Origin of the sequence: Streptomyces vilmorinianum, from assembly GCF_005517195.1 — a bacterium.
Taxonomy (GTDB): Bacteria; Actinomycetota; Actinomycetes; order Streptomycetales; family Streptomycetaceae; genus Streptomyces; species Streptomyces vilmorinianum.
Window position 1 is genome coordinate 4,294,034 of sequence record NZ_CP040244.1, and the last position, 24,582, is coordinate 4,318,615.

19 protein-coding genes and 1 pseudogene are annotated in these 24,582 nt (G+C 71.1%); 9 read left to right on the forward strand and 11 right to left on the reverse strand.

Annotation, left to right across the window (positions count from 1 at the left end; translation table 11 throughout):
• The first annotated feature begins 4 nt into the window (after positions 1-4).
• A pseudogene (locus tag FDM97_RS20065) lies at positions 5-1,123 on the forward strand (MFS transporter).
• 46 nt (positions 1,124-1,169) lie between these two features.
• Here FDM97_RS20065 and FDM97_RS20070 read toward each other — a convergent pair.
• The 9 genes from FDM97_RS20070 to FDM97_RS20110 form a co-directional block, all read right to left on the reverse strand.
• Positions 1,170-2,219, reverse strand: a complete 1,050-nt coding sequence (locus FDM97_RS20070) for a rhamnogalacturonan acetylesterase (protein WP_137991760.1) — start codon at positions 2,217-2,219, stop codon at positions 1,170-1,172.
• Between the two features lie 17 nt (positions 2,220-2,236).
• Complete coding sequence (locus FDM97_RS20075; RefSeq protein WP_137991761.1) at positions 2,237-4,969, reverse strand: exo-rhamnogalacturonan lyase family protein; 2,733 nt, start codon at positions 4,967-4,969, stop codon at positions 2,237-2,239.
• Between the two features lie 255 nt (positions 4,970-5,224).
• Positions 5,225-5,788 carry a hypothetical protein gene (locus tag FDM97_RS20080; protein WP_137991762.1) on the reverse strand — a complete coding sequence of 188 codons (564 nt, stop codon included), beginning with the start codon at positions 5,786-5,788 and terminating at the stop codon, positions 5,225-5,227.
• Between the two features lie 9 nt (positions 5,789-5,797).
• Positions 5,798-6,691 carry a carbohydrate ABC transporter permease gene (locus FDM97_RS20085; RefSeq protein WP_137991763.1) on the reverse strand — a complete coding sequence of 298 codons (894 nt, stop codon included), beginning with the start codon at positions 6,689-6,691 and terminating at the stop codon, positions 5,798-5,800.
• Complete coding sequence (locus tag FDM97_RS20090; protein WP_137991764.1) at positions 6,688-7,704, reverse strand: carbohydrate ABC transporter permease; 1,017 nt, start codon at positions 7,702-7,704, stop codon at positions 6,688-6,690. The genes FDM97_RS20085 and FDM97_RS20090 overlap by 4 nt, the downstream gene beginning before the upstream one ends.
• Positions 7,704-8,930, reverse strand: coding sequence for an ABC transporter substrate-binding protein (locus FDM97_RS20095; protein WP_137994924.1), 1,227 nt, complete (start codon positions 8,928-8,930; stop codon positions 7,704-7,706). Before FDM97_RS20095 ends, FDM97_RS20090 begins: the two co-directional genes overlap by 1 nt.
• Before the next feature lie 176 nt (positions 8,931-9,106).
• The gene (gene arfA / locus FDM97_RS20100) at positions 9,107-10,621 is read right to left on the reverse strand and encodes an arabinosylfuranosidase ArfA (RefSeq protein WP_137991765.1); all 1,515 of its coding nucleotides are present in this window, start codon (positions 10,619-10,621) and stop codon (positions 9,107-9,109) included.
• Between the two features lie 118 nt (positions 10,622-10,739).
• The gene (locus FDM97_RS20105) at positions 10,740-11,582 is read right to left on the reverse strand and encodes an SMP-30/gluconolactonase/LRE family protein (protein WP_137991766.1); all 843 of its coding nucleotides are present in this window, start codon (positions 11,580-11,582) and stop codon (positions 10,740-10,742) included.
• Complete coding sequence (locus FDM97_RS20110) at positions 11,579-12,349, reverse strand: IclR family transcriptional regulator (RefSeq protein WP_137991767.1); 771 nt, start codon at positions 12,347-12,349, stop codon at positions 11,579-11,581. Before FDM97_RS20110 ends, FDM97_RS20105 begins: the two co-directional genes overlap by 4 nt.
• A 198-nt stretch (positions 12,350-12,547) precedes the next feature.
• On the opposite strand from FDM97_RS20110, the gene FDM97_RS20115 reads away from it, so the two are divergent.
• The 7 genes from FDM97_RS20115 to FDM97_RS20145 all read left to right on the forward strand — a co-directional run bounded on the left by FDM97_RS20115 (position 12,548) and on the right by FDM97_RS20145 (position 21,626).
• Positions 12,548-13,711 (forward strand): mandelate racemase/muconate lactonizing enzyme family protein, encoded by a 1,164-nt coding sequence (locus FDM97_RS20115; RefSeq protein ID WP_137991768.1) that lies wholly within the window; start codon positions 12,548-12,550, stop codon positions 13,709-13,711.
• Complete coding sequence (locus FDM97_RS20120) at positions 13,708-14,745, forward strand: zinc-dependent alcohol dehydrogenase (RefSeq protein ID WP_137991769.1); 1,038 nt, start codon at positions 13,708-13,710, stop codon at positions 14,743-14,745. Before FDM97_RS20115 ends, FDM97_RS20120 begins: the two co-directional genes overlap by 4 nt.
• Before the next feature lie 96 nt (positions 14,746-14,841).
• The gene (locus tag FDM97_RS20125; RefSeq protein ID WP_137991770.1) at positions 14,842-15,828 is read left to right on the forward strand and encodes a hypothetical protein; all 987 of its coding nucleotides are present in this window, start codon (positions 14,842-14,844) and stop codon (positions 15,826-15,828) included.
• A gap of 5 nt (positions 15,829-15,833) precedes the next feature.
• A complete protein-coding gene (gene chvE, locus FDM97_RS20130; protein ID WP_137991771.1) occupies positions 15,834-16,952 on the forward strand; it encodes a multiple monosaccharide ABC transporter substrate-binding protein in 1,119 nt (372 codons plus the stop codon).
• A 19-nt stretch (positions 16,953-16,971) separates the two neighbouring features.
• Complete coding sequence (gene mmsA, locus FDM97_RS20135) at positions 16,972-18,546, forward strand: multiple monosaccharide ABC transporter ATP-binding protein (RefSeq protein WP_137994925.1); 1,575 nt, start codon at positions 16,972-16,974, stop codon at positions 18,544-18,546.
• A 5-nt stretch (positions 18,547-18,551) separates the two neighbouring features.
• Positions 18,552-19,793, forward strand: a complete 1,242-nt coding sequence (gene mmsB, locus FDM97_RS20140; RefSeq protein ID WP_137991772.1) for a multiple monosaccharide ABC transporter permease — start codon at positions 18,552-18,554, stop codon at positions 19,791-19,793.
• An 84-nt stretch (positions 19,794-19,877) separates the two neighbouring features.
• Entirely contained in the window at positions 19,878-21,626 is a 1,749-nt protein-coding gene (locus tag FDM97_RS20145; protein WP_137991773.1) for a serine/threonine-protein kinase, read from the forward strand.
• Between the two features lie 84 nt (positions 21,627-21,710).
• On the opposite strand, the gene FDM97_RS20150 is transcribed toward FDM97_RS20145, so the two are convergent.
• Together FDM97_RS20150 and FDM97_RS20155 are read right to left on the reverse strand one after the other, a co-directional pair.
• Positions 21,711-23,156, reverse strand: coding sequence for a glyceraldehyde-3-phosphate dehydrogenase (locus FDM97_RS20150; RefSeq protein ID WP_137991774.1), 1,446 nt, complete (start codon positions 23,154-23,156; stop codon positions 21,711-21,713).
• A gap of 45 nt (positions 23,157-23,201) precedes the next feature.
• Positions 23,202-24,032, reverse strand: coding sequence for an N-formylglutamate amidohydrolase (locus FDM97_RS20155; RefSeq protein ID WP_137991775.1), 831 nt, complete (start codon positions 24,030-24,032; stop codon positions 23,202-23,204).
• 93 nt (positions 24,033-24,125) lie between these two features.
• On the opposite strand from FDM97_RS20155, the gene FDM97_RS20160 reads away from it, so the two are divergent.
• On the forward strand, positions 24,126-24,482 hold the full coding sequence (locus tag FDM97_RS20160; RefSeq protein WP_137991776.1) for a zinc ribbon domain-containing protein YjdM: 357 nt from the start codon (positions 24,126-24,128) through the stop codon (positions 24,480-24,482).
• Positions 24,483-24,582: the final 100 nt, after the last annotated feature.

The window sequence follows — 24,582 nt, forward strand, 5'->3', positions numbered from 1 at the left end:
GGCCATGCGGCCCGTGACCGGCCGGCTCTTCAGCCGGCCGGCCGCGGCCGCCTCCTGCGTTGCCTTCGTCCTGATCGGCGCGCTCCAGGCGCTGTACGGGCCCTGAGCCTGCACGTCGCCGGCGGGGTCACGGGTGTCGTGGCCTTCGACGCGGTCCACACCCGGTTGAGCAACCGCCGTCTGCTGACGGTGAGTTACCCGGTGACGGCGGCGGGGGCCGCCGGTTTCGCGCTCGCCCCCGGATGGCCGCTCGCGCTGGTCGCCGCGTTCCTCGGCGGCCTCGGCTTCGGCGGTTCGACTACGGGCTCAACCAGCTGTTCGCCGGCGGCTTCGGCACGCGGTCCCCGGCGATGCTCAACATCCTCAACGCGCACTTCGGCATCGGGGCGGTCCTCGCCCCGCCCTCCTCGCCGCGCTGGGCCCGGAGCGCTATCCGTACGCCTTCCTCGGCTGTGCGCCGGCGTCGGTGTTGCTGATCGCGGGCACGCGAGGGGTACGGGACGAGGCGCCCGGCCCCCGGGACGGCCCCCAGCCCGGCCCACGCACACGGCCCGCGTCCGCCCTCACCCGGCTCTCGCCCGTGCTGCTCGGCTCCGTGCTCCTGTACGTGCTCAACGTGGGCGTCGAGGCCGGTGTGGGCGGCTGGGAGCCCACGCATCTGGAGACCGTCGGGTACACGACGGCCGTGGCCGCGTCGGCGACCTCGGTGTACTGGCTGATGATGACGGCCGGCCGGTTCCTGGTCGTTCCGCTCGCCCTGCGGCAGTCGCCGGAACGCATCCTGACGGTGTGCGCGGCCGGGATGACGGTGTGTCTGCTGCTCGCGCTGGTCCCCGGGGCCGCGCCCGTGGCCTACGCCGGGGTGGGTCTGTTCATCGCCCCGGTGTTCCCGACGGGGCTGCCCTGGCTGCACCGGGCACTGCCGGACGCCCGGCGCGGCGGTGCCCTGGTGATCGCGGCGTCGATGGCCGCCGGGGTGGCGGCCCCGCCGCTGCTCGGTGCGGGGATCGAAGCCGCCGGGATCCGGGCCGTCCCGGTGCTCCTCGCGGCACTGTCCGCCGCGAGTCTGGTGGTGACGGTGTGGCTGGCCCGGCGGGGCGCGCGGTCCGGCGCCCTGGGGTGAGCGCGGGGCGCGCGCCCCGCCGGTCCGGCCGGTCCGGCCGGTGTGCTCAGCGGATCAGCCGCTCGGGGACGATCCCCTGGGCGCGCAGTTCGCCGAGGACGAGGGTCGCGTACTCGGTGGCCCCCCGGACCGAGGTGTGGGTGTTGTCCCGCTTCTCGGTCGTCAGGTAGAGGGCCTTGGACGCCTCCGGGCCGAGCTGCTCGACGCGCGCCTTCGTCAGGGCGGTGAGGTCGATCAGCGGGGTGTCGAGCTGGGCGGCGAGGGCGCGGATCTCGGCCGGGTGGTCCACGCCGAGGCCGTTGACGAGCAGGGCGACCCCGTTGTTCAGGGTGCCGTCGGCGTTGAACCAGCGGCGGACGATCGGGGTGACGAGGACGGGACGTCCGCCCCGGTCCCGTATCCCTTCCACCAGGGTGGTGAGGTTGGCGCGGTAGGTCGCCGCGTCGGTCTGCTTGTCGTTGTGCGCGAGCTGGACGAGGACCGGGTCTCCGGGCCGGATCAGCGGCTGGACGGTGGCGAAGAGGGCCGGGTTCTCCAGGTAACTGACCGTGCTCTCCCCGGAGTCGGCGTGGTTGGCGACGGCGATGCCCCGGTCGAGGAGTGCGGGCAGCTGCTGGCCCCAGCCGGTGTACGGCTCGCCCGGCTGGTCGCACACGGTGGAGTCGCCGATGAGGAAGAGGCGTGGGGCGGCCGGGGCCGGGGTGACCCGCAGGCCGGTCACGCGGGGCGCGGCCCCGCCGAAGGTCAGGTCGAGACCGGGACTTCCCGCGGGCCCGGTCGGCTCCCCCTCCGGGGTGCGGACGTCCACGGTGAAGGAGCGCCGGACGCTCTCCCCCGCGGCGGTGGCCGTCTCGGCGAGCAGGGCACGCCGGGTCTCGCCGGTGACGGACGTGGAGCCCTCGGTGTCCCCGCCGAGGGTGACGGCGACGTCGTACGTGCCGGGGGCGACGTCGACATGGCACACGAGCGGTCCGCCGGCCGTGACGGTGCAGTGCTCCAGGCCGCCCTGGCCGTAGGGGCCGTCGGCATGGGCCGGGGCGGCGGTGAGTGCGGCGGCGACCGTCACGGCGGCCGTCAGGAGCGCGGTGCGTCTCATCGGTGATTCTCCTTGGCTCACGCGGGGAGGCTGTCGCCGACGAGGGCGAGGTTCTGGATGGCGGCGAGGCCGAACAGGGCCGTGGTGTTCGTGCTGATCCACAGGTGTTCGTAGCCGGGTTCGAGCGCGGCGGGGCCCTGGACGGGCGTCTTGTCCCAGACCATGGCGGAGGTGTAGCCGTCGCTGTTGTGGAACTTCTGCCAGGCCCGCGCGGCGAGCTTCGGGTCGTTCAACTGGGCGGCGGCGTAGGCGTCCTGGCGTGAGTGTCCCTGGAAGAGGAGCAGGGTGCCGAAGTTCTTGCCGTAGCGGGCGGCCTGTTCGGCCTTGGTGGCGTTGAAGTAGCGGCAGTAGTCGAGCCAGGCGTGCTTGAACGCCGGCATGTCGATGAGATCGATGAGTTCGGCGCACATCTCGACCAGGCCGAACATCGCGGAGAGGTGGGAGACGCCGACGACGGGCTCGGTCGCCACCGCGAAGCGGCCGGTGTCGAGGTCGTACAGGCCGGTGCCCTGGACGAATCCGTTGGGCTGGGCGGCGATGGTCTCCATGGTCGAGCGCAGCCGCGCCTCCGCCTTCGCCGCCTTGGGTCCGCCGCGCTCCCACTCGGTGAGCCAGGCGGCGGCAAGGCCGCTCCAGTCGGTGCCGAAGCCGATGGACAAGGCGTGGCGGTCGGGTGTGTACGGCTCGGTGCGGATCTTGCGGATGGGGTCGAGGACGAGGAAGGTCTCGTCGGAGTCGACGAGGTCGTGCATGAGGTCGCCGACGCGTTCGTCGGCGGTGAGGAAGTAGTAGGGGCGGCGGTAGACGGCGGTGGATATCCGCTGCTGCTTGGCGCTGCACGCGAAGTGCTGGACGCCGTGGCGGGTCCCGAGGCCGGCCCACCGGCCGAGGTGGTACACGTCGACCTCGCCGGTGTGGCGGGTCATCGCCTCGGCGAAGCGGAAGACGTCGGAGCGGCCGGAGCGCAGGTACGCGTACCAGAGCCAGAGGTCGGGAGACAGCTCGGAGTTGTCCCAGGCGTAGCCACCGACGTCGTACCGCCACTGGTGCCGGTCCTCGTCGTAGGTGTGCATGATGTCGCCATAGTCCCAGAATCCGTACCATCGGCGCTGTTCGACCTGATCCTTGTAGTACGTGAAGAGATAGTCGAGGTGGTCCTCGATCCGTGCCTTCGCGGGGGTGGAGCGGTCGACGGGGGCGAAGAGGCCGCCGAAGACCTTGGCGCGGGTGAGGTCCTCGGGGCTCGCGGCGAGCTGGGGCGGGGTGCGGACGGCGTCGGCCTGGGCGACGAGCGTGTCGGCGGTGGGGGTGGCCGCGTTGGCCCAGAACATCAGCTCGCTGGTGCGGGCGATGCCGTACGGGGTGCCGAAGCCGGGCTCGTAGTCCTCGTAGGTGATGTTGAGGCCTTCGAGCTGTTCGGGGAAGGTGTCCTGGCCCATGCCGTCGTGGTAAAAGCGCAGGTCCATGGGCTGGGCCTCGGGGGACCAGAGCCAGAGCGTGACCTCGGCGGCGTCGGTGGCGGCGCCGCGGATGTCGAGCTGGGCGGGGTGCTTCTGCCAGAAGTCGCGGAGCCCGAAGGAGAGGCCGCCGGTGGTTCCGCCGACGTATCCGAAGCCGTTCGCGCGGCCTCCGCCGCCGGCCGGGATCCAGCCGTGGCCGGCCTGGGTGCGCTTGCGCAGGGTGAAGCCGTCGGCGGAGAGCTGGGAGAGGGTGTAGTCATTCCAGGTGGGGATGTACTGCAAACGGGTGGTGACCCGCTGGTCCCAGGTGGCGGGGTCGGGCAGTTTCCCGCCCTTGACCTGTGCGGCGCGGACGGCGGCGCCGGGGTCGCGGCGCAGTCCGGTGATGCCCTTCACGGCCTCGGTGAGGAAGCCCTCGCCCTCGCCCGCGATGCGGATGTGGCGGTCGTAGGCGGCGTCGCGCATCGGGACGGTGAAGCGGACCCCGAGACCGCGGATGAAGTCCGAGGCCTGGTCTCCGTCGTACGTGATGGTGTGCACCATCCGGAAGGATTCGGAGCCCGCGTAGAAGTAGAGCCGTACCGAGAACGGCAGCCAACTGCGGCTCGCCTTGCGGTGCTTGCCGTCGATCCGGACCACGGCGCGCACGGGCCCGCGCTGTTCGACCGTGGCGCCGGAGATCTCGCCGTCGAACCGCTCCCACTTGGCGTTGCCCTGGTCGCTGTCGTCGAGGTCGCTCTGGCGCAGCAGGACGAGGCGTCCGTCGGTGGCGATCGTCGTCGTGCCACGGGTGACGGACTCGACGAGCTTCTCGCCGTCCTTGGAGAGGACGGCCCTGATGGTGCCGGTGTCGACGGTGATCCGGCGGTCGGTCTCGGTCACGGTGATCCGCGGCCCGGCGATGGCGGGGGTGCCGGGGGCGAGGGTGAAGCGCTCGGCGCCGGCGGCCTCGGGGCCGACCGCGTGCGCGGTCCACTTGAGCGAGCCGTCGGGCCAGCGGGCGGTGGTCCAGGTCTGGACGGGGATGCCGGTGCCGTCGGCGGCGGTGAGCGCGAAGGTACGGTCGGCGGGGTGGACCCCCTTGGGCCAGGGCACGCCGAACGTGGAGCCGGGCGCGGCTCCGAGGCCGCCGGGCTCCAGCCAGGTGACGGTCGCCGGGCGGTCGGCGTCGGGGGTCTCGGCGGGGGCCGCCGCGCGGGCGTCACCGCGCCCGAGCGCCCAGCTGAACTGGGCGGCCGCGCCCGCGACGGCGGCGGCCTTGAGCAGGGACCTTCGGGGGATCGAGGACATGGCGCATATACCTTTCATGCTCATGACAGAGTGCGGTCGGGCCGTCCGGCAGGACGGCGCGGCGGGGGCAGGACCCCGGCCCCGGCGCGCGCTCCCCTCCCGCGCGCGACCGGGGTGGGCCCGCCCCCTCGCCCCAGGCGCGACGGACGGGGCGAGGGAGCGGGGATCAGGGGGCGGAGGGCCGGGGGGGTCAGGGGGCGGAGGGCCGGGGGGGGTCAGGGGGCCGGGGGGTCAGGGGGCCAGGGGGCCTCGGGGTCAGCGGGTCAGGACGCGGCGCTCGGCCGCCAGGGTGGCCGCCACGAGCATGCCCAGGGCCGGGGCGGCCAGGGGTGCGGCGAACCAGGCGGAGACGGCGATCACGGCGAGGCCGCAGACGACGAGGAGGGAGCCCGCGGGGTCGCCGAGGGTGCGGCGGGCGGCGGCCTTCAGGAGCACGCGCCAGGAGGCGCCCGGGCACCAGGCCGTACACGCGCGCAGGACGGTCACGGTCAGGGCGAGCGCCGCGAGGACCCCGACCGTGCCGGCGAACCGGCCGCCCGGCAGCCCCGCCCGTACGATCGCGAGATCGGTCCACAGCAGGGCGAGGGCCGCCAGGCCCGCGAGCCCCACCAGCCAGCCCCGACGGGCGGCCGAGCGGAGATCGGCGGCGAACTCCCGCCACCCGCCCTCCACTTCTCCGGTCCAGCGACGCAGATGCGCCGCCCCCGCGGCCAGCGCCGCGGGCAGGGTGACCACCGGCACGGAGGCGACGGCGATCCACACCCCGACCAGCAGGCACTCGGCGAACACCCCGAACCGCGCACGGACGTGCGGCTTCATCGCGCCTCCTCAGCCCTTCAGGCCGGACGTGGCCATGCCGTCGATCAGATACCGCTGGAAGGCGAGGAAGAAGACGAGCACCGGCAGCAGCGCGACCAGCGACATCGCGATCATGCCGCCGTAGTCGGCCAGCCCCTCCTGGTCGACGAACATCTTCAGTCCCAGGGCCACCGTGTACTTCTCGGGCGTGTTGATGTAGATCAGCGGGCCCATGAAGTCGTTCCAGGTGTTGATGAACGTGAAGATCGCACTGGTGATGAGGGCCGGCCGGCACAGCGGCAGCATGATCGACCAGTAGATCCGCAGGTGACCGCAGCCGTCCAGCCGGGCCGCCTCGTCCAGCTCCCTGGGCAGGTTCCGCATGAACTGGACCATCAGGAAGACGAAGAAGGCGTCGACGGCCAGGTACTTGCCCAGGAGCAGCGGCGTGTAGGTGTCGATGAGCTCCATCTTCTGGAACAGCACGTACTGCGGGATCAGCAGCACGTGGTACGGCAGGAGCAGCGTGCCGATCATCAGCGCGAACAGCACATTGCGTCCCGCGAACCGGATGCGCGCGAAGGCGTACGCCGTCAACGAGGAGGACAGCAGCACGCCGACCACCGAACCGACCGCGAGGAAGGTGGAGTTGAGGAAGAAGGTGGAGATCGGGATGTCGGCGATGCCGTCGGCAAGGCCGGTGTAGTTCCTGGCGATGGGATCGGTGGGCAGCAGCTCCAGGCTGCCGACGATCTCGTCGCCCTCCTTGAACGAGGCCCCGAGCAGCCACACCACGGGATAGAGCACCACCGCGAGGACGGCGAGGGAGCCGAGGTGCCAGGCGAGCGAACCCGCGCCGCGACGCCGGGCGCCGGACACCGCCGCCCGGGTGGGCACCGTGGGCACTGTGCTCAGCGTCTTCATCGGGCCGCCTCCTCATAGTGCACCCAGCGCTTCTGGGACCAGAACAGCGCCGCCGTGACCAGCGCGACGGCGAGGAGGAGCATCCACGCCATGGCCGAGGCCAGGCCCATCCGGCTGTTCTCGAAGCCCTGGACGTAGAGATAACAGGTGTAGACGAGCGAACCGTCCGCCGGGCCGCAGGCGTTGCCGCCCGCTCCCCCGCCGACGATGTACGCCGACGCGAAGATCTGGAAGGAGTGGATGGTCTCGAGCAGGACGTTGAAGAAGAGCACCGGCGAGATCATCGGGAGCGTGATGCTCCGGAACCGCCGCCACGGCCCGGCCCCGTCGACCTCCGCCGCCTCGTACAGCTCCTGCGGAACCTGCTTGAGGCCGGCCAGGAAGATCACCATGGGGGCGCCGAACTGCCAGACGGTCAGCGCCACCAGGGCGTACAGGATCCACTGGGGATCGCCGATCCAGCCACCGACGTCCAGGCCGAACAGCGTGCTCTGGGCCCGGTCCACGACCGCTCCGTCGGAGAAGATCGCCTTCCAGACGATGGCCACGGACACGCTCGCGCCGATCAGCGAGGGAGCGTAGAACGCGGCCCGGTAGAAGCCCTGCCCGCGCCTGCTCTGGGCGAGCAGCAGCGCCACGCCGAGGGCGAGGGCCAGCTTGAGCGGCGTACCGATGGCGACGTACCACAGGGTCACGGAGACGGAGTGGCGCCAGCGGGGGTCGCCGAACATCTCCGTGAAGTTCCCGAAGCCGATCCACTTCGGGGCGTCGAAGAGGTTGTAGTCGGTGAACGCGAAGTACAGGGAGGCGGTCATCGGGCCCGCGGTCAGCAGCAGGAACCCCGTGATCCAGGGCGACATGAAGAGATAGCCGGCCAGGTTCTCCCGGCGGTCCCGCCGCCTGCCGGCGGCGGGACGCGGAGAGGGGGCCGGTGCGGGCGGTGGCGGCCCGGAGCCCTGGGCGACGGGGCCGCTCACTCCCGTGGCGGGCGCGTGGGTCACGGTCGTTCCCATCAGCTGCCGAGAGCCGTCTTCGACTCGGTGAAGAACTGCTTGACCGCGTCGTCCACCGACCGTGTGCCCAGGCCCAGTTCCTCGGCGAGGCGCAGGAAGGCCGACTCGCAGATGTCGGCGCCCGCCGGGTGCGGGGTGATGGGTTCGAGGACGCCCGTGTCGACGAGCGACTGCTCGTACGCCGCGATCTCCTTGGCGACCGGGTCGGAGGGCACGAACGCCTCGTACTGCTCGACGGTCGCGGGGACGCCCCGGTCGAAGCCCATGATCCTGGCGACCTCGGGGTCGTGGACCATGAAGTCGATGAACTGGGCGACCTCCTTGGGGTGCTTGGTGCGCCTGGAGGCGCTGAGCATCAGGGAGCCGAGGTACTGGCCGGTCCTCTTGCCGTCGGTGGTGGGGATCGGCGCGAGACCGTACTCGCTCTTGCCCTCGGCGGTGTAGCGGTTGGTGAAGTTGTCCCAGGTGAACTCGCCGGCCGCGAGCTCGGCGGTGACCGCGGACTTGGGCTTGGCCTGGACGACCTTCTTGGTGTCGGCGACGACGCCGGACTCGCTGCCCCGCTTCGCCTTGGTCCACCACTCGGTCAGGTCGGCCTCTGTGAAGCCCAGACCCTTCTCGGTGAAGAAGGCCTTGCCGTGCTGGCGCAGGTACAGGTCGTAGAGGTACATCACGCCGTACATGCCGCTGTCGCCGGCCCGGCCCGCCTTGTCGCGGATCTTCTTCATCGCCGCGTCGAAGTCGTCCCAGGTCCAGCCCTGTTCGGGCTTGACGCCCGCCCGGGTGAAGACGTTCTTGTCGATGACCAGGGCCATGGAGTTGCTGCCCACGGGTATGCCGAGCAGCTTGCCGTCGACCTCGCCGAACTTCTCCAGGCCCGCGCGGAAGTTCGCGGTGCTGAGGTGGCCCGCCTTGACCTGCTCGCTGAGGTCGAGGAGCACGTTCTTGGCGTCGTACTTGCGCAGGAAGCCGATCGCGTTCTGGAAGACGTCCGGCGGATTGCCGCCCGAGGCCTGGGTGTTGAACTTCTTCCAGAAGTCCGGGTACGGCTGGAAGTCCGTCTTGACCTTGATCTTCGGGTACTTCTTCTCGAAGAGCGCGATCGTTTGGTTGATCCGCTTGGCGCGGTCGTCGGACCCCCACCAGGCGTATCGGATGGTGACGGTCCCGTCGCCGGAACCGCCCCCGCCGCCACATCCCGCCGCGGTCAGACCGAGAGCCGCCATCGAGCCGCCCGCGAACTTCAGCAGCCCTCGTCGGTCGACGGTGCCTTGAGTACGCACAGTTCGTCCTCCCGCGCGATTGAAACGTTTTAGGAAAGCGCTTGCTGAGACAAGGTAAGGACCCTGGTACAGCGAGTCAACGCTTCAGACAGATCTTTCGAAGCGTTTCAACTGGCGGGTCAGGCGAGACGGATGACGTTCCAGGACAGCGGCTCCAGGACGGCGTGCAGGGAGCCGTCCCTGAGCGTGGTGCCGTCCACGGCGTGCGGGGTGACCCGCTCGGGTTCCGCGAGAGTGTTGCGGGCCTCGGGGTCCGCGTCGGCGAGCGCGCTGTGCTCGACGACCCGGCTCAGGCCGAGGCCGTGCAGGGTCACGTCGAGCGGCAGGGCCTCGCTCCGACCGCGGTTCACGGCGAACACGGTCACCGCGCCGTCCTCGCCCCGTACGGCCGTCGCGTGCAGCAGGGGCACCTCCCCGAACCTGCGCGTCTCGTACGCCGGCGCGTCCACCCGCACGTCCAGGACCTCGCCGCGTCCGTACCGGGAGGCCTGGGCGAACGGGAAGAAGGTCGTCTGCCGCCAGGCCGGGCCGCCGGGTTCGGTCATGATCGGGGCGATGACGTTGACGAGCTGGGCCAGGCAGGCCACCTTGACCCGGTCGGCGTGGCGCAGCAGGGCGATGAGGAGCGAGCCGAACACGACGGCGTCGGTGACGGTGTAGACGTCCTCCAGGAGCCGTGGGGCCTCCTGCCAGTCCTCGACCGGGTGCGGGTGGGGTCGGCGCTGGTACCAGACGTTCCACTCGTCGAAGGAGAGGGTGATCTTCTTGCTGGTCTTCAGCCGGGCGCCGACATGGTCGCAGGTGGCCACGACGGCCTCGATGAACGCCTCCATGTCGACGGCCGAGGCGAGGAAGGAGTCCCGGTCGTCGTCGGTCTCCTCGTAGTAGGCGTGCAGGGAGATGTGGTCGACGGCGTCGTACGTCTCCGCGAGGACCGTGGCCTCCCACGCGGCGAAGGTCTCCATCGCCCGGTTCGAGCTGCCGCAGACGACGAGTTCCAGGCCGGGGTCGATCAGCCGCATGGCGCGGGCGGTCTCGCCGGCCAGGCGGCCGTACTCCTCGGCCGTCTTGTGGCCGATCTGCCAGGTGCCGTCCATCTCGTTGCCGAGGCACCACAGGCCGATGCCGAAAGGGTCCTTGTCCCCGTGGGCGATCCGGCGCTCGGCGAGTTCGGTGCCGGCGGGATGGTTGGCGTACTCCAGGAGTTCCATCGCCTCGGCCACCCCGCGGGTGCCGAGGTTGAGTGCCATCATCGGCTGCGCCTGCGGGCCGAGCTTCCTCAGGAAGGCCATGAACTCGGAGAGCCCGAAGCGGTTGGTCTCGGTGGACCGCCAGGCGAGGTCGAGACGGCGGGGCCGCTCGTCGACGGGGCCGACGCCGTCCTCCCAGCGGTGGCCGGAGACGTAGTTGCCGCCGGGGTAGCGCACGGCGGTGACGCCCAGCTCACGGACGAGCTCCAGGACGTCGGTGCGCAGCCCGTCCTCGTCGGCGGCGGGGTGGCCGGGCTCGTGGATCCCGGTGTAGACGCACCGGCCGAGGTGCTCGACGAAGGACCCGAACAGACGGGGGTCGACCGGGCCGACGGAGAAGTCGGGATGAAGGGTGAAGCGGGCGGAACGGGCGGAACGGGGCATGGTGTTCCTCTCGGTGGAGTGGGGCGTGGGGCGATCGGGGCCCGAGGCACCGCGTCCCTTCCGGCGGGCGCGCACGCCCCGCCGGGCCTTCTCACCGGCGGAGCCCGGCGGACGCCCCCTAGCCTCCGAAGGGGGTGCCCGGCAGGCCCTGGCCCGCGTCCGGCAGCACCAGCAGGGAGCCGGAGAGCGGGTGGGGGCGCGTCAGGCCGGTGCGGGCCGTGGTGATGTAGAGGTCGCGGAGGCCGGGGCCGCCGAAGGCGCAGGCGGTGGGGCGCCGTACGGGGAGGGTGAGGGTGCGGTCCAGTTCGCCGCGCGGGGTGTAGCGGCGGATCTGGGCGCCGTCCCAGAGGGCGACCCAGACGCAGCCGTCGGCGTCGACCGTGAGCCCGTCGGGGAAGCCGGCGGCCGGCTCGAGGGTGACGAAGGGGCGCCGGTGGGTGGAGAGTTCGGCGTCGGCGGGGCAGACGTCGATGCGGCGGGTGGGGCTGTCGATGTAGTAGAGCAGGGAGCCGTCCGGGCTCCAGCCGATGCCGTTGCTGACCGTCACCTCGGGGAGGACCTCGACGGCGGTCCCGTCGGGGGCGAGGCGGACGAGGTTCCCGCCGCCGGGCGCCTCGTCGTAGCGCATGGTGCCCGCCCACAGCGCCCCGTCGGGGGCGACGGCCGCGTCGTTGCCCCGGCGGCCCGGCACGGGGTCGCGCAGCAGCCAGGAGAACGTCCCGTCCTCGGCGTACCGGCCGATGCCGTCCCTGAGGTTGACCACGAGACCGCCGCCCGCCCGCGGCTTCGCCGCGCCGACGTGCTGTTCGGTGGCCATGACGGTGCGCCGCCCGCTCGACGGGCTGTAGGTGTGCACGCGCGAGCCGAGGATGTCCACCCAGATCAGCCGCCCGGCGGCCGGGTCCCAGGTGGGTCCCTCGCCCAGGTCGGCCTGTTCGCGGACGGCGACCTCGATCCTCATCGGGTGCCTCGGTGGCCGAGCCGTACGGAGAGGTCGGCGGCGCCCTTCGCGGCCAGCTCGGTGAGCTCGCTCTCCCGCTCCTCGCTCCACCGGATCACGGGGACGGAGACGGACAGGGCGGCGACGACGCGTCCGGCACTGCCGTACACGGGTGCGGCGACGCAGCTCACGTCCGGGTTGGACTCCTGGTGTTCGGTCGCGATCCCCCGCTCGCGGATCGCGGCGAGGGCCTCGCGCAGCGCGTCGGGATCGGTGATGCTGTTGGGGGTCATCGCGACGAGTTCGCACCCGTCGATACGGCTGTCGAGCTCGCCGGGCGGCAGCGAGGCGAGCAGCATCTTGCCGACGGCGGTGCAGTGCGCGGGGAGCCGGCGGCCGGCGGCCGAGACCATGCGGACGGCGTGCGTGGAGTCCACCTTGGCGACGTAGATGACGTCGGTGTCCTCGAGGAGGGCGACATGGACGGTCTCGTCGCAGGTCTCGGCGACCTCGCGGGCCACCTCGCGGCCCTCGGCGGCGAGGTCGAGCTGTTCCGCGTACCGGCTGCCGAGCTGGTACGTGCGGACGCCCAGGCGGTAGCGGCCGGGCTGTTCGGGGATCGCCACGAGGTAGTTGCGGGCGGCCAGTGTGGTGAGCAGCTCGTGGACGGTGGTGCGCGGAAGCCGGAGCCTGCGGACGACGTCCGGCGCGGAGAGCGCCTCCTCGCCCGACAGGAACAGCTCCAGTATGTCCATGGCCCTGGTCACCGCGGGAACGAGGCGTCCCATCGCCGTTCACCCACCCTCTTGTCTCAGCGTGTTCGAGATTCCGGCCGGCGACCGGCATGGCGAACACAGGCTAACCGCACGCCGTTCCGCACGGCAATGGTCGCGCGATCCGTTGACACGCTCCCGAGCAGCCCTTACGGTCACGCCTACATTTCGAACGTGTGACGAAATATCGAACGAGATCGAGGGGCAAGCGCCGTGCGCATCACGGGAATCAGCACTCATGTCGTCGGAACTCCCTGGCGCAATCTCACCTATGTGCTCGTCCACACCGACGAGGGACTGACCGGTGTCGGCGAGACCCGCATGCTCGGCCACACCGACGCGCTGCTCGGCTATCTCCGCGAGGCCGAGGTCAACCACATCGCCGGATCGGACCCGTTCGCGGTGGAGGATCTCGTCCGCCGCATGAAGTACGGCGACTACGGGCGGGCCGGCGAGATCGTGATGTCGGGCATCGCGGTGGTGGAGATGGCCTGCTGGGACATCAAGGGCAAGGCGCTCGGGGTGCCGGTCTGGCAGCTGCTCGGCGGCAAGGTGACCGACAAGGTCAAGGCGTACGCCAACGGCTGGTACACCACCGAGCGGACCCCGGAGGCGTACCACGAGGCCGCCCGCGCGGTGATGGAGCGCGGCTATCAGGCGCTGAAGATCGACCCGTTCGGCACCGGACAGTTCGAGCTGTCGCACCAGGACACCCTGTACGCGGTCTCGCTGATCGAGGCGGTACGGGACGCCATCGGGCCGGAGGCCGAGCTGATGCTGGAGATGCACGGCCGGTTCTCGCCGGCCACGGCGATCCGGCTGGCCAGGGAGCTCGCGCCGTTCCGGCCCGCCTGGCTGGAGGAGCCGGTCCCGCCGGAGAACCTGAAGGCGCTGGAGAAGGTCGCCGCGAAGGTGGACATCCCGGTCGCGACGGGTGAACGGATCCATGACCGGATCGAGTTCCGCGAGCTGTTCGAGAGCCAGGCCGCCGACATCATCCAGCCGGACGTGGGTCATCTCGGCGGCATCTGGGAGACGCGCAAGCTGGCGGCGACCGCGGAGACCCACTACATGCTGGTCGCCCCGCACAACGTGGGCGGCCCGGTGCTCACCGCCGCCTCGCTCCAAGTGGGCTTCACCGCCCCGAACTTCAAGATCCTGGAGCACTTCAACGACTTCGCGGACGCCGACATCAAGCAGGTGGTGAAGGGCGCCCCCCAGGTGGTGGACGGCTTCTTCCACCTCTCGCACGCGCCGGGTCTGGGCGTCGAGTTCGACGCGGAGGCGGCGGCCGAGTTCCCGCAGCAGCAGGCCCATTTCGACCTGTGGGCGGACGGCTGGGAGCAGCGTGCCCCGGCGAAGGGCGGCGACAGGTGAGCGGCGCGCCGGACGGTACGGGGTACGCGGTCGTCCTCGACGCTCCCGGGCGGCACCGGCTCGCCCCCCACGAGCCGGCCCCACCCGGTCCCGGTGAGGCCCTGGTCCGCGTCCACGCGAGCGGCATCTGCGGCAGCGACCGCGAGGTGTACCAGGGCAACCGGCCCGAGGGGTACGTGCGCTATCCCCTCACCCCCGGCCACGAGTGGTCGGGGACCGTCGCCGCGGTCGGCACCGGGGTGCCGCCGGAGCTCGTGGGCAGGAAGGTGGTCGGCGAGGGGTTCCGCAACTGCCAGGTGTGCGACCGGTGCCACGCCGGGGAGACCACGCTGTGCACGGCGGGGTACGACGAGACCGGGTTCACGCTGCCGGGCGCGATGGCTCCGACCCTGACCCTGCCGGCCCGGCTGCTGCACCCGCTGCCGGACGACGTCGATCTGACGGCCGCGGCTCTCCTCGAGCCGGCCGCCTGCGTGGCGGCCGCGACGCTCGTGGGGGCGCCGCGGCCGGGTGAGCGTGTCGCCGTGATCGGCGCCGGGACGCTGGGTCTGATCGCCGTCCAGCTGCTGGCCGCCTCGTCGCCCGCCGAGCTCTACGTGGTCGAGCCCCGCCCGGAACGGGCCGCGCTGGCACGGGAGTTCGGGGCGACCGCGGTGACCGGTCCGGAGGATCTCGCCGGCTCCGGCTGCGCCCAGGGGTGCGATCTGGTCCTCGAGGCCGCGGGGGCGGCCGGCTCCGCCCGCGCCGCCACGAGCTTCGCCCGGCGCGGCGGCAGGGTCGTGCTGACCGGGATCCCCGCCCCCGGGGCGCTCGGCCTGGATCCGGCGTCCCTCGTCACCGATCGCCTGACCCTGCACACCGTCTTCGGCGCGCCGCCCGCCGCCTGGTCCCATGCCGTACGGGCCTTCGCCGCGGGCCTGCTCGACCTCGCGCCGCTGGTCACCCACGAGCTGGCGCTCACCGAGTTCCCCCGGGCGATCGAGCTGGTGGGATCCGGTGACCCGAAGGTCGGCAAGGTGCTGCTGCGGCCCTGATCCGCGCGCCGGTACGGAGCCGCCTGACCGGCCCCGTACCGGCGCGCACTCCACGACTCGAACCTTGTCCGAAATATCGAACACGAAGGACTGCCCGTGACCGACGCTCCCTCTCCCCCTCCCCGACGCCCCGGGGAACAGGCGCTCGCCGCCCTCGGCCTCGGCACCCCCGCGCCCTCCTCCGCCGACACCTCGCCGCACTCCTTCCCGGACGGCGGCACCTGGCGTACCGAGGTCCCTTCCGTGGAGGGCCCGGAGGCGCTCCACGCCGTCCTGAAGGAGTCCGTCCGGCTCGACGTGCCCGTCCACCGGATCAGCCAGGGCAGCGGTGTCTGGATGCTGACGGACGCCGAGATCACCGAGATGGTGGAGGCGGCGGCCGAACGCTCCATCGAGGTCTGTCTGTTCACCGGCCCGCGCGGCACCTGGGACATCGGCGGCTCGGTCCGCACCGACTCGCGCGGCGGAGGTCTGCGCGCCCGCGGCCACGACGCGGTCGCCGGCTGCGTCGAGGACGCCGTACGCGCCACGGAACTGGGCGTGCGCTGCCTGCTGGTCGCGGACGAGGGCGTGCTGTGGACGCTCCACCGGGCGCGCTGCCAGGGCATCCTCCCGGCGGACACCACCCTCAAGGTCTCGGCGCTGATCGGTCCGGTCAACCCGGCCGCGTACGCCGTCCATGAACGCCTCGGCGCCGACTCGGTGAACGTGCCGAGCGATCTGACGCTCGCCCATCTCACCGAGATCCGCCGGGTCAGCGCCGCGCCGATGGACATGTACATCGAGGCACCCGACGACCTCGGCGGCTACGTCCGGATGTACGAGGTCGCCGAGCTGATCCGTCGCGGCGCCCCGCTGTATCTGAAGTTCGGCCTGGCGAAGGCGCCGTCGATCTACCCCTCCGGCCTGCATCTGCGCGAGACCGTCCTGGCGACCGCGCGCGAGCGGGTGCGCCGCGGCCGGCTCGCCCTGGACCTGCTGGCCCGGCACGGCGCGGACGGCGGCATGTCGCCGCTCGGCTCCCGGCTGCCCGGCCCCCTGAACCGCTTCCCGGACCGCATCCACCCCACCGACAAGGACTGATCACCATGCGCATCCGCAGAGCCGCCACCACGACCGCCACCACCACCGCGCTCGCGACCTTCCTCGCCCTCGCCCTCACCGCCTGCGGCCAGAGCGGCGCGGGCGGCGGCAAGGAGGAGAAGAACGCCGGGGACCTGACGGTGGGCATCGCCATGCCCACCAAGTCCTCCGAACGCTGGATCGCCGACGGCAAGAACATGGTCGCCAGCCTGGAGAAGTACGGCTACAAGACCTCGCTGCAGTACGGCGAGGACGACCCGGACCAGCAGGTCTCGCAGATCGAGAACATGATCACCCAGGGGGTGGACGCGCTGGTGGTCGCGGCCATCGACGGCCGGGCGCTCGCCAATGTGCTGAAGCAGGCGGCGGACGCCAAGATCCCCGTGATTTCCTACGACCGGCTGATCCTCGGCTCGCCCCACGTCGACTACTACGCCTCCTTCGACAACGAGAAGGTCGGCGAGCTCCAGGGCGGCTACCTCGTCGAGAAGCTGGGTCTGAAGGACGGCAGCAAGAAGGGGCCGTTCAACATCGAGCTGTTCGCCGGCTCGAACGACGACAACAACACCCGCTACTTCTTCCAGGGCGCCATGAACGTCCTGCAGCCGTACATCGACAAGAAGCAGCTGGTCGTGAAGTCCGGCCAGACCGCGCTCAACCAGGTCACCACCCTGCGCTGGGACGGCGGCACCGCCCAGAAGCGCATGGACGACCTGCTCACCTCGTCGTACGCCAAGGACCGCGTGGACGCCGTCCTCTCGCCGTACGACGGCATCTCCATCGGCATCCTGTCGGCGCTGAAGTCCGACGACTACGGCAGCGCGAGCAAGCCGCTCCCCCTGGTCACGGGGCAGGACGCCGAGGTCGCCTCGGTCAAGTCGATCATCGCGGGCGAGCAGACCCAGACCGTCTACAAGGACACCCGCGAACTGGCCAAGGTCGCCGCGCAGATGGTCAACGCGCTGCTCGACGGCAAGAAGCCCGAGGTCAACGACACCGAGACGTACGACAACGAGAAGAAGGTCGTGCCGGCCTATCTCCTGGACCCGGTGAGCGTCGACAAGAGCAACTACCAGAGCGTGCTGGTGGATTCCGGCTACATCAAGGCCAGCGACCTCAACTAGCAGATTGGCAGGCACGACCATGGCGGGACCCGTCCTGGAAATGCGTTCGATCATCAAGACCTTTCCCGGCGTCAAGGCGCTGTCGGACGTCTCCCTCACCGTCCGTGCGGGCGAGGTCCACGCCATCTGCGGGGAGAACGGCGCCGGCAAGTCGACGCTGATGAAGGTCCTCAGTGGCGTTCATCCGCACGGCAGTTACGAGGGCGAGATCCTCTTCCAGGGCGAGCCGTGCCGGTTCAAGGACATCGGGGCGAGCGAGAAGCGCGGCATCGTGATCATCCACCAGGAGCTCGCCCTGGTGCCCTACCTCTCCATCGCGGAGAACATCTTCCTCGGCAACGAGCACGCCACCCGGGGAATGATCAGCTGGGACAGGACACTGGAGCACGCGGCGGCGCTGCTGCGACGGGTGGGCCTGAACGAGCATCCGCAGACCCGGGTCGCCGACATCGGCGTCGGCAAGCAGCAGCTGGTGGAGATCGCCAAGGCGCTCGCCAAGGAGGTGAAGCTGCTGATCCTCGACGAGCCGACGGCCGCGCTCAACGACGAGGACAGTGGCAAACTCCTGGGCCTGATCGAGGAGTTGAGGGATCAGGGCATCACCTCGATCATCATCTCGCACAAGCTCAACGAGATCGCGCGGATCGCGGACTCGGTGACGATCATCCGGGACGGCCGGTCCATCGAGACCCTCGATGTGAAGGCCCCGGAGACCACCGAGGATCGGATCATCCGCGGCATGGTGGGCCGCGATCTCGACCACCGCTTCCCCGAGCGCACCCCGCACACACCGGAGAGGGGCGCGGCACCGGCCCTGGAGATCCGGGACTGGACCGTGCACCACCCGATCGACCAGCACCGCAAGGTCGTCGACGGCGTGTCGTTGTCCGTGCGGCGCGGGGAGATCGTCGGCATCGCGGGCCTGATGGGCGCGGGCCGCACCGAGCTGGCCATGAGCGTCTTCGGGCGCAGCTACGGCCGGTACGGGGGCGGCACGGTCCTCAAGGACGGCGTGGAGATCCGTACGCGTACGGTCCCCGAGGCGGTCGGGCACGGCATCGCGTACGTCACCGAGGACCGCAAGCACTACGGGCTCCATCTGATCGACACCATCAACCGCAATGTCTCGCTGAGCGCCCTGCCCAAGGTCGCCCGGCGCGGCATCGTCGACGAGCACGAGGAGCGCCGGGTCTCGGAGGGCTTCCGCCGGACCATGAACATCAAGGCGCCGACCGTCTTCGAGCCGGTGGGCAAGCTCTCGGGCGGCAACCAGCAGAAGGTCGTGCTCAGCAAGTGGATCTTCGCGGGTCCCGATGTCCTCATCCTGGACGAGCCGACCCGCGGGATCGACGTGGGTGCCAAGTACGAGATCTACACGGTCGTCGACCGGCTGGCCGCCGAGGGCAAGGCGGTCCTCTTCATCTCCTCGGAACTCCCCGAGCTGCTCGGCATGTGCGACCGCATCTACACCATGGCCGCGGGCCGGCTCACCGGTGAAGTGCCCCGCGCCGAGGCGACGCAGGAGCTGCTGATGCGGCACATGACCAAGGACACCGTCTCCCCGGTGTCCCCGAAGGACAGGAACAAGAGGTAGCACCCATGAGCACCGATCTCACGGCCGGGCCGAAGGCCGACCCCTCGCCCGGTGACCCCGCGGGCTCCGGCCCCGGCGTCGGCCGGCTGATCCTCGACGGACTGCGCGGCAACATGCGGCAGTACGGCATGCTGATCGCGCTCGGCCTGATCGTGGCCCTGTTCGCGGTATGGACGGGCGGCGATCTGCTGCTGCCGCGCAATGTCTCCAACCTGGTCCTGCAGAACAGCTACATCCTGATCCTGGCCATCGGCATGATGATCGTCATCATCTCGGGCCACATCGACCTGTCGGTCGGCTCGCTCACCGCGTTCATCGGCGCGCTGGCGGCGGTGCTGATGGTCGAACACCGGATGGCGTGGCCGCTGGCCGTGGTCCTCGTCCTCCTGCTGGGCGCGGCGGCGGGCGCGATGCAGGGCTTCTTCATCGCGTATCTCGGCATACCGTCGTTCATCGTGACCCTCGCGGGCATGCTCCTCTTCCGCGGTCTCACCGAGATCTTCCTCAAGGGCCAGACGATCGGGCCGTTCCCCGACGGGCTGCAGACGGTCTCCAACGGCTTCCTCCCGGAGGTCGGGCCGCGGACCAACTACCACAATCTGACGCTCCTCCTGGGCCTGGCGCTGATGGTCTTCGTCGTGTGGCAGGAGGTGCGCGACCGCCGGCGCCAGCGGGAGTTCGCTCTCGAGGTGCCGCCGGCCGGGCTCTTCGCGCTCAAGCTGGGCGCGCTGATCGCCACGGTCCTGGTCTTCACCCTGCTGCTGGCCAGCTACAAGGGCGCGCCGGTGGTGCTGCTGATCCTCGCCGCGCTGCTCGTCGGCTTCGGCTACGTCATGCGCAACGCGATCGTGGGACGTCATGTGTACGCGATCGGGGGGAACCTGCCCGCGGCCAAGCTGTCCGGCGTGAAGGACAAGAAGGTCACCTTCCTGGTCTTCCTCAACATGGGCATGCTCGCCGCGCTGGCCGGACTGGTCTTCGCCGCCCGGTTCAACGCGGCCTCGCCCAAGGCCGGCATCAACTTCGAACTGGAGGCGATCGCCGCCTCGTTCATCGGCGGAGCGTCGATGAGCGGCGGCGTCGGCACGGTCCTGGGCGCCATCATCGGCGGTCTGGTGCTCGGTGTGCTCAACAACGGCATGAACCTCGTCGGGATCGGCACCGACTGGCAGCAGGTCATCAAGGGCATGGTGCTGCTCGCGGCGGTCGGCTTCGACGTGTGGAACAAGCGCAAGGTCGGTTCGTAGCCCGCGACGGCCGGGACCGGCGGCGTCCCGGCTCGATAGGGTGCCGGTCGACATCGGCGTTCTGCGCGTGGGAGACATGAGTTGATGAGTGGTCAGCAGCCGGACCGGGGCGGGGCCTCGCAGATCTTCCAGCCACTGGCCGGGGACGATCCGACCACCGTCGCCGGCTACCGGCTGGCCGCGAAGCTCGGCGCGGGCGGCATGGGCAAGGTGTATCTGTCGTACACGCCCGGTGGGCGGGCCGTCGCCATCAAGGTGATCCGCCCCGAGTTCGGCGACGACCCGGAGTTCCGGCGCCGGTTCGCGCAGGAGGTGCAGTCGGCGCAGCGCGTGCAGGGGCTGTTCACGGCGCCGGTCATCGACGCGGACACCGACGGCCCGCGGCCCTGGCTGGCGACGGCGTACGTGCCCGGGCCCTCGCTCGCCGACGCCGTCGTGGCCCATGGCGCGCTGCCGGTCGAGACGGTCCTGCTGCTGATCGCCGGCATGGCCGAGGCCCTGCAGGTCATCCATGGCGCGGGCATCGTGCACCGTGACCTCAAGCCGTCCAACGTCCTGCTCGCCGCCGACGGGCCCCGCGTCATCGACTTCGGCATCGCCTACGCCGCCGACGCGACCTCCCTCACGGGCAGCGGCGTCGCCATCGGTACGCCGTCGTTCATGGCCCCCGAGCAGGCCGCGGGGCGCCGGGTGACCCCGGCCACCGACATCTTCGCCCTGGGGCAGGTGGCCGCGTACGCGGCGACGGGCACGCCGGCGTTCGGCGAGGGGACCTCGCACGGCGTGCTCTACCGGATCGTCCATGAGGAGCCGGATCTCAGCCGGGTCCCCGAGCGGCTGGCGGAGCTGGTCACCCGCACGCTCGCGAAGGACCCCGAGGCCAGGCCGTCGGTCGCCGAGGTCATCGCCCTGTGCCAGTCCGCGAACGCGGAGACGGTGCTGCGCCGCCCCGAGGACTGGCTGCCGAGCACGGTGGCCGCCGACATCACCGTACGTACGGCAGCCCCGGCCCCCGACCGGACCCCGCCGCCCCCGGGGTACTCCCCCACGGCGCCGGCCATCCCCTCCGCGGCGTACTCCCCGACGGCACCGGCCACCCCGACGCCGGTGCCGGTGCCGGTGCCGGTGCCGGCACCCGGCCTCTTCCCCACCGCGCCCGCGACCCCGGTCCACGCGCGGCCGTACCCCTATGGCGCGCCCGTGCCCCCGGGGCCCGCGCCCCGGCCGTCGGCGAGCGCGGGCAAGCGCGGTGTGCTCATCGCCCTCGCCGCCGCGCTCGTCTTCGGTGTCGCCGGGGGTGCGACGGCGTACGTCCTGCTCAAGGACAAGGACAAGGACCAGGGGCGGCAGACGCAGGGCGGCGGCGCGCCGCAGGGCGACCAGAAGGGCACCGGGTCCGCGCGGCCCAGCGCGACGCCGAGCGCCAGGCCCCAGCCGAAGCCGGCCGCGTACAAGGGGATCGACCTCACCGCCGGGTACCACCTGACGCTCGGGGACGACGACGTCCGGCCCCAGGACGGCGAGGACGGCGGGTACGAGCTCTCGTACGACACCGGCGGCTATCTCGACGCGGAGAGCAGCGGCGGGAGCCTCGTCCTGCTCGACGCGGGACAGGAGGGGTCGCTCGCCGCCTGCCGGGCGGACACCCGCTACACCCAGGAGGTCTATGTGGACAAGCTGTCGAAGGGCCGTCAGGTCTGTGTCACCACGGGCACGGGGCACATCGGGCTGGTCACCGTCCGGGGCTTCTCCGCCGAGGACTCCCCCAGCACCTACCTGACGCTGGACCTGACCGTCTGGCGTGACGCCGCCGGCTCCTCCTCGAACGGCTGAGCCACCCCGAAACGCGCGAAAGTCCGCTCCGGTGCCCTCTGTGGAGGGGCGCCGGAGCGGACTTTCGGCCGGGATCAGCCGGGATCAGACCAGCGGGGCCGGGTAGGTCGGGTACTCCACCCCGGAGACGTGCTGGACCACGCGGATGACCTGGCACGAGTAGCCGAACTCGTTGTCGTACCACAGGTACAGGATCGCGTTGTCGCCGTCGACCTTGGTCGCGCCGGCGTCGACGATCGAGGCGTGGCGCGAGCCGACGAAGTCCATGGAGACGGCGTCGGGGGCCGTGGTGAAGTCGATCTGGCGCTTCAGCGGCGAGTGCAGCGAGACGTCGCGGAGGTACTCGAGGACCTCCTCGCGGGTGGTCTCGCGGCCCAGGCGCAGGCTCAGGATCGCGATCGAGACGTCCGGCACCGGCACGCGGATCGAGCTGCCGGTGATCGGGGCCTTGAGGTCGGGCAGCGCCTTGGCGACGGCGGACGCGGCACCGGTCTCGGTGATGACCATGTTGAGCGGCGCGGAGCGGCCGCGGCGGTCGGCCTTGTGGTAGTTGTCCAGCAGGTTCTGGTCGTTGGTGAACGAGTGGACGGTCTCCACGTGACCGCGCAGGACACCGAACTCGTCGTCCATGGCCTTCAGCGGCGGGACGATCGCGTTGGTGGTGCAGGAGGCGCAGGACAGGACCTGCTCGTCCGGCTTGATCGTGTCGTGGTTGACGCCGTGCACGATGTTGGGCACGTCGCCCTTGCCGGGGGCGGTCAGGACGACCTTGTCGATGCCGGGGCGCAGGTGCTTCGACAGGCCCTCGCGGTCACGCCACTTGCCGGTGTTGTCGATCAGGATGGCGTCCTTGATGCCGTACGCCGTGTAGTCGACCTCGGACGGGTCGTTGGCGTAGATCACCTTGATCGCGTTGCCGTTGGCGATGATCGTGTTGGTCGTCTCGTCGACGGTGATCGTGCCCTGGAACTGCCCGTGGATGGAGTCGCGGCGCAGCAGCGAGGCGCGCTTCACGATGTCCTGGTCCCCGCCCTGGCGGACGACGATGGCGCGCAGCCGCAGACCGTTGCCGGAGCCGGCCTTCTCGATGAGCAGGCGGGCGACGAGCCGGCCGATGCGACCGAAGCCGTAGAGGACGACGTCGCGGCCGTCACGGCGCTCGATCTTGTTGGCGCCCGTGGCGCCGGCGACGGCCTCGGCGGTGAACGCCTCGACCGACAGACCGCGGTCGTCGGTCCTGTACGTCGCGGCGAGCATGCCGATGTCGATCTGCGAAGGGCCGAGATCGAGCGTGGTGAGGGCCTGCAGGAACGGCATCGTCTCGGTGACCGAGAGCTCCTCACCCGCGATCTGCCGGGCGAATCGGTGAGTCTTCAGAATGCTGACCACCGACTTGTTCACCAAGGAACGGCTGTGGAGGAGGACGGTCACGTCCTGCTCCCGGTGCAGCTTCCCGATGATCGGGATCATCGACTCCGCGATCTCTTCGCGGTTCTTCCAGTTGGTGAACGAGTCGTCATTGACAGTCACAGGATTATCTTTCGAGCTAGGCGGCGCTCATATGCTAACCCCACCTCAGTTCGCTCCATCAAGGGGTGCCACGTGAGTGCGGTCACGGACCGCGTCGACCAGCCGCGCCAAGGCCTCGGCGAGGGCTTCGAGGCCGGGTCCGGCGGGGCCGCCGGGCTCCCGCATGTAGAGGTCACGGCGGATCTCGACCATCAGCGCGCTGACGCGCCGGTCCCGGCCGTAGTGGTCCAGCGGCACGTACGTACCGGCGAAGGGGCTGTCCGTCCCGACCCCGCCGAACCCGGAGAACGCCTCCCGCGCCGCCTCCAGCAGGGCGGGCGGCGTGTGGAACGCGTCCGTCCCCAGACAGATCGGCGGGCGCGGTCCTTCGCCGTGGAGTTCGTAGGGCAGGGGCGCGGTCGGGTACGAGTGCACGTCGATGACCACGGCGCGGCCCACCGCCGCCAGGCGGTCGGCGACGGCGGTGGTCATGGCCCGGGCGTAGGGCGTGAAGTACCGGTCCAGGAGGGGCCGGTCGTCGCATCCCGCCGGCCGCAGCTCGGCGCGGTGCGTCGTCCGCGTGTACACCGCGCCCATCCCGACCGCGCGCATCTCCTCCCGTTCGTCGGGGAAGCGCTCGGGGTCGACGACCAGCCGGGAGAGCCGGTTGACGAACCTCCACGGCCGCGCGCCGGCGATCCGCGCCGCCGCGTCGGCGATCTCCGCCGTGTGCGAGTCGGTGATGTGGTCCAGCTCACGTGCGAGCTCCTCGTCCCCGAGCACGATGCCCTCGCGCACCGCCGCGGGCAGCGTGCGCGAGGAGTGCGGTACGTGAAGGAGGACCGGGGAGTCCGGGTCCCCGGCGAGGAGCTCGAAGGAGAGCGATGCGTCGATCATCGGCCCATCCTCGCGCAGCGGCCGCCCCGGCGTCCTCGCTCGCGATCAACCCAGGTGGGGCGGGGTGGACACCGGCTGAAATAGAATGGCCGTGTGACCGAGAACCTGCCTCCGTGCCCCCAGTGCTCCAGCGCGTACACCTATGAGATGGGTGCGCTCCTCGTCTGCCCCGAATGCGGCCACGAGTGGTCCCCCGGCGCCGCCGACGCCGCCGCGGGCGGCACCGGCGAGAAGGTGATCAAGGACTCGGTCGGCAACGTGCTCGCCGACGGCGACACGGTCACGGTCGTCAAGACCCTCAAGGTCAAGGGCAGCCCGAGCGGGATCAAGGCGGGCACCAAGGTGCGCAACATTCGCCTGGTGGACGGCGTGGACGGCCACGACATCGACTGCAGGATCGAGGGATTCGGTCCGATGCAGCTGAAGTCCAGCGTGGTCAAGAAGGCCTGACCGGCCCACCCCGGCGGTAGACACCCGAAGGCCGTCGCCCCCTCGCGCACAGCACTGCTCGCGCGCGAGGGGGCGACGGCCTTTCCGCGTGACGCGGCTC

Coding starts and splice junctions, on each gene's coding strand:
- FDM97_RS20095 (WP_137994924.1), bottom strand. CDS start 8,930: ATGGCGGCTCTCGGTCTGACCGCGGCGGGATGTGGCGGCGGGGGCGGT.
- FDM97_RS20075 (WP_137991761.1), bottom strand. CDS start 4,969: ATGTCCTCGATCCCCCGAAGGTCCCTGCTCAAGGCCGCCGCCGTCGCG.
- FDM97_RS20155 (WP_137991775.1), bottom strand. CDS start 24,032: ATGATCGACGCATCGCTCTCCTTCGAGCTCCTCGCCGGGGACCCGGAC.
- FDM97_RS20090 (WP_137991764.1), bottom strand. CDS start 7,704: ATGGGAACGACCGTGACCCACGCGCCCGCCACGGGAGTGAGCGGCCCC.
- FDM97_RS20080 (WP_137991762.1), bottom strand. CDS start 5,788: ATGAAGCCGCACGTCCGTGCGCGGTTCGGGGTGTTCGCCGAGTGCCTG.
- FDM97_RS20145 (WP_137991773.1), top strand. CDS start 19,878: ATGAGTGGTCAGCAGCCGGACCGGGGCGGGGCCTCGCAGATCTTCCAG.
- FDM97_RS20105 (WP_137991766.1), bottom strand. CDS start 11,582: ATGAGGATCGAGGTCGCCGTCCGCGAACAGGCCGACCTGGGCGAGGGA.
- FDM97_RS20085 (WP_137991763.1), bottom strand. CDS start 6,691: ATGAAGACGCTGAGCACAGTGCCCACGGTGCCCACCCGGGCGGCGGTG.
- FDM97_RS20110 (WP_137991767.1), bottom strand. CDS start 12,349: ATGGGACGCCTCGTTCCCGCGGTGACCAGGGCCATGGACATACTGGAG.
- FDM97_RS20070 (WP_137991760.1), bottom strand. CDS start 2,219: ATGAGACGCACCGCGCTCCTGACGGCCGCCGTGACGGTCGCCGCCGCA.
- arfA (WP_137991765.1), bottom strand. CDS start 10,621: ATGCCCCGTTCCGCCCGTTCCGCCCGCTTCACCCTTCATCCCGACTTC.
- mmsB (WP_137991772.1), top strand. CDS start 18,552: ATGAGCACCGATCTCACGGCCGGGCCGAAGGCCGACCCCTCGCCCGGT.
- chvE (WP_137991771.1), top strand. CDS start 15,834: ATGCGCATCCGCAGAGCCGCCACCACGACCGCCACCACCACCGCGCTC.
- mmsA (WP_137994925.1), top strand. CDS start 16,972: ATGGCGGGACCCGTCCTGGAAATGCGTTCGATCATCAAGACCTTTCCC.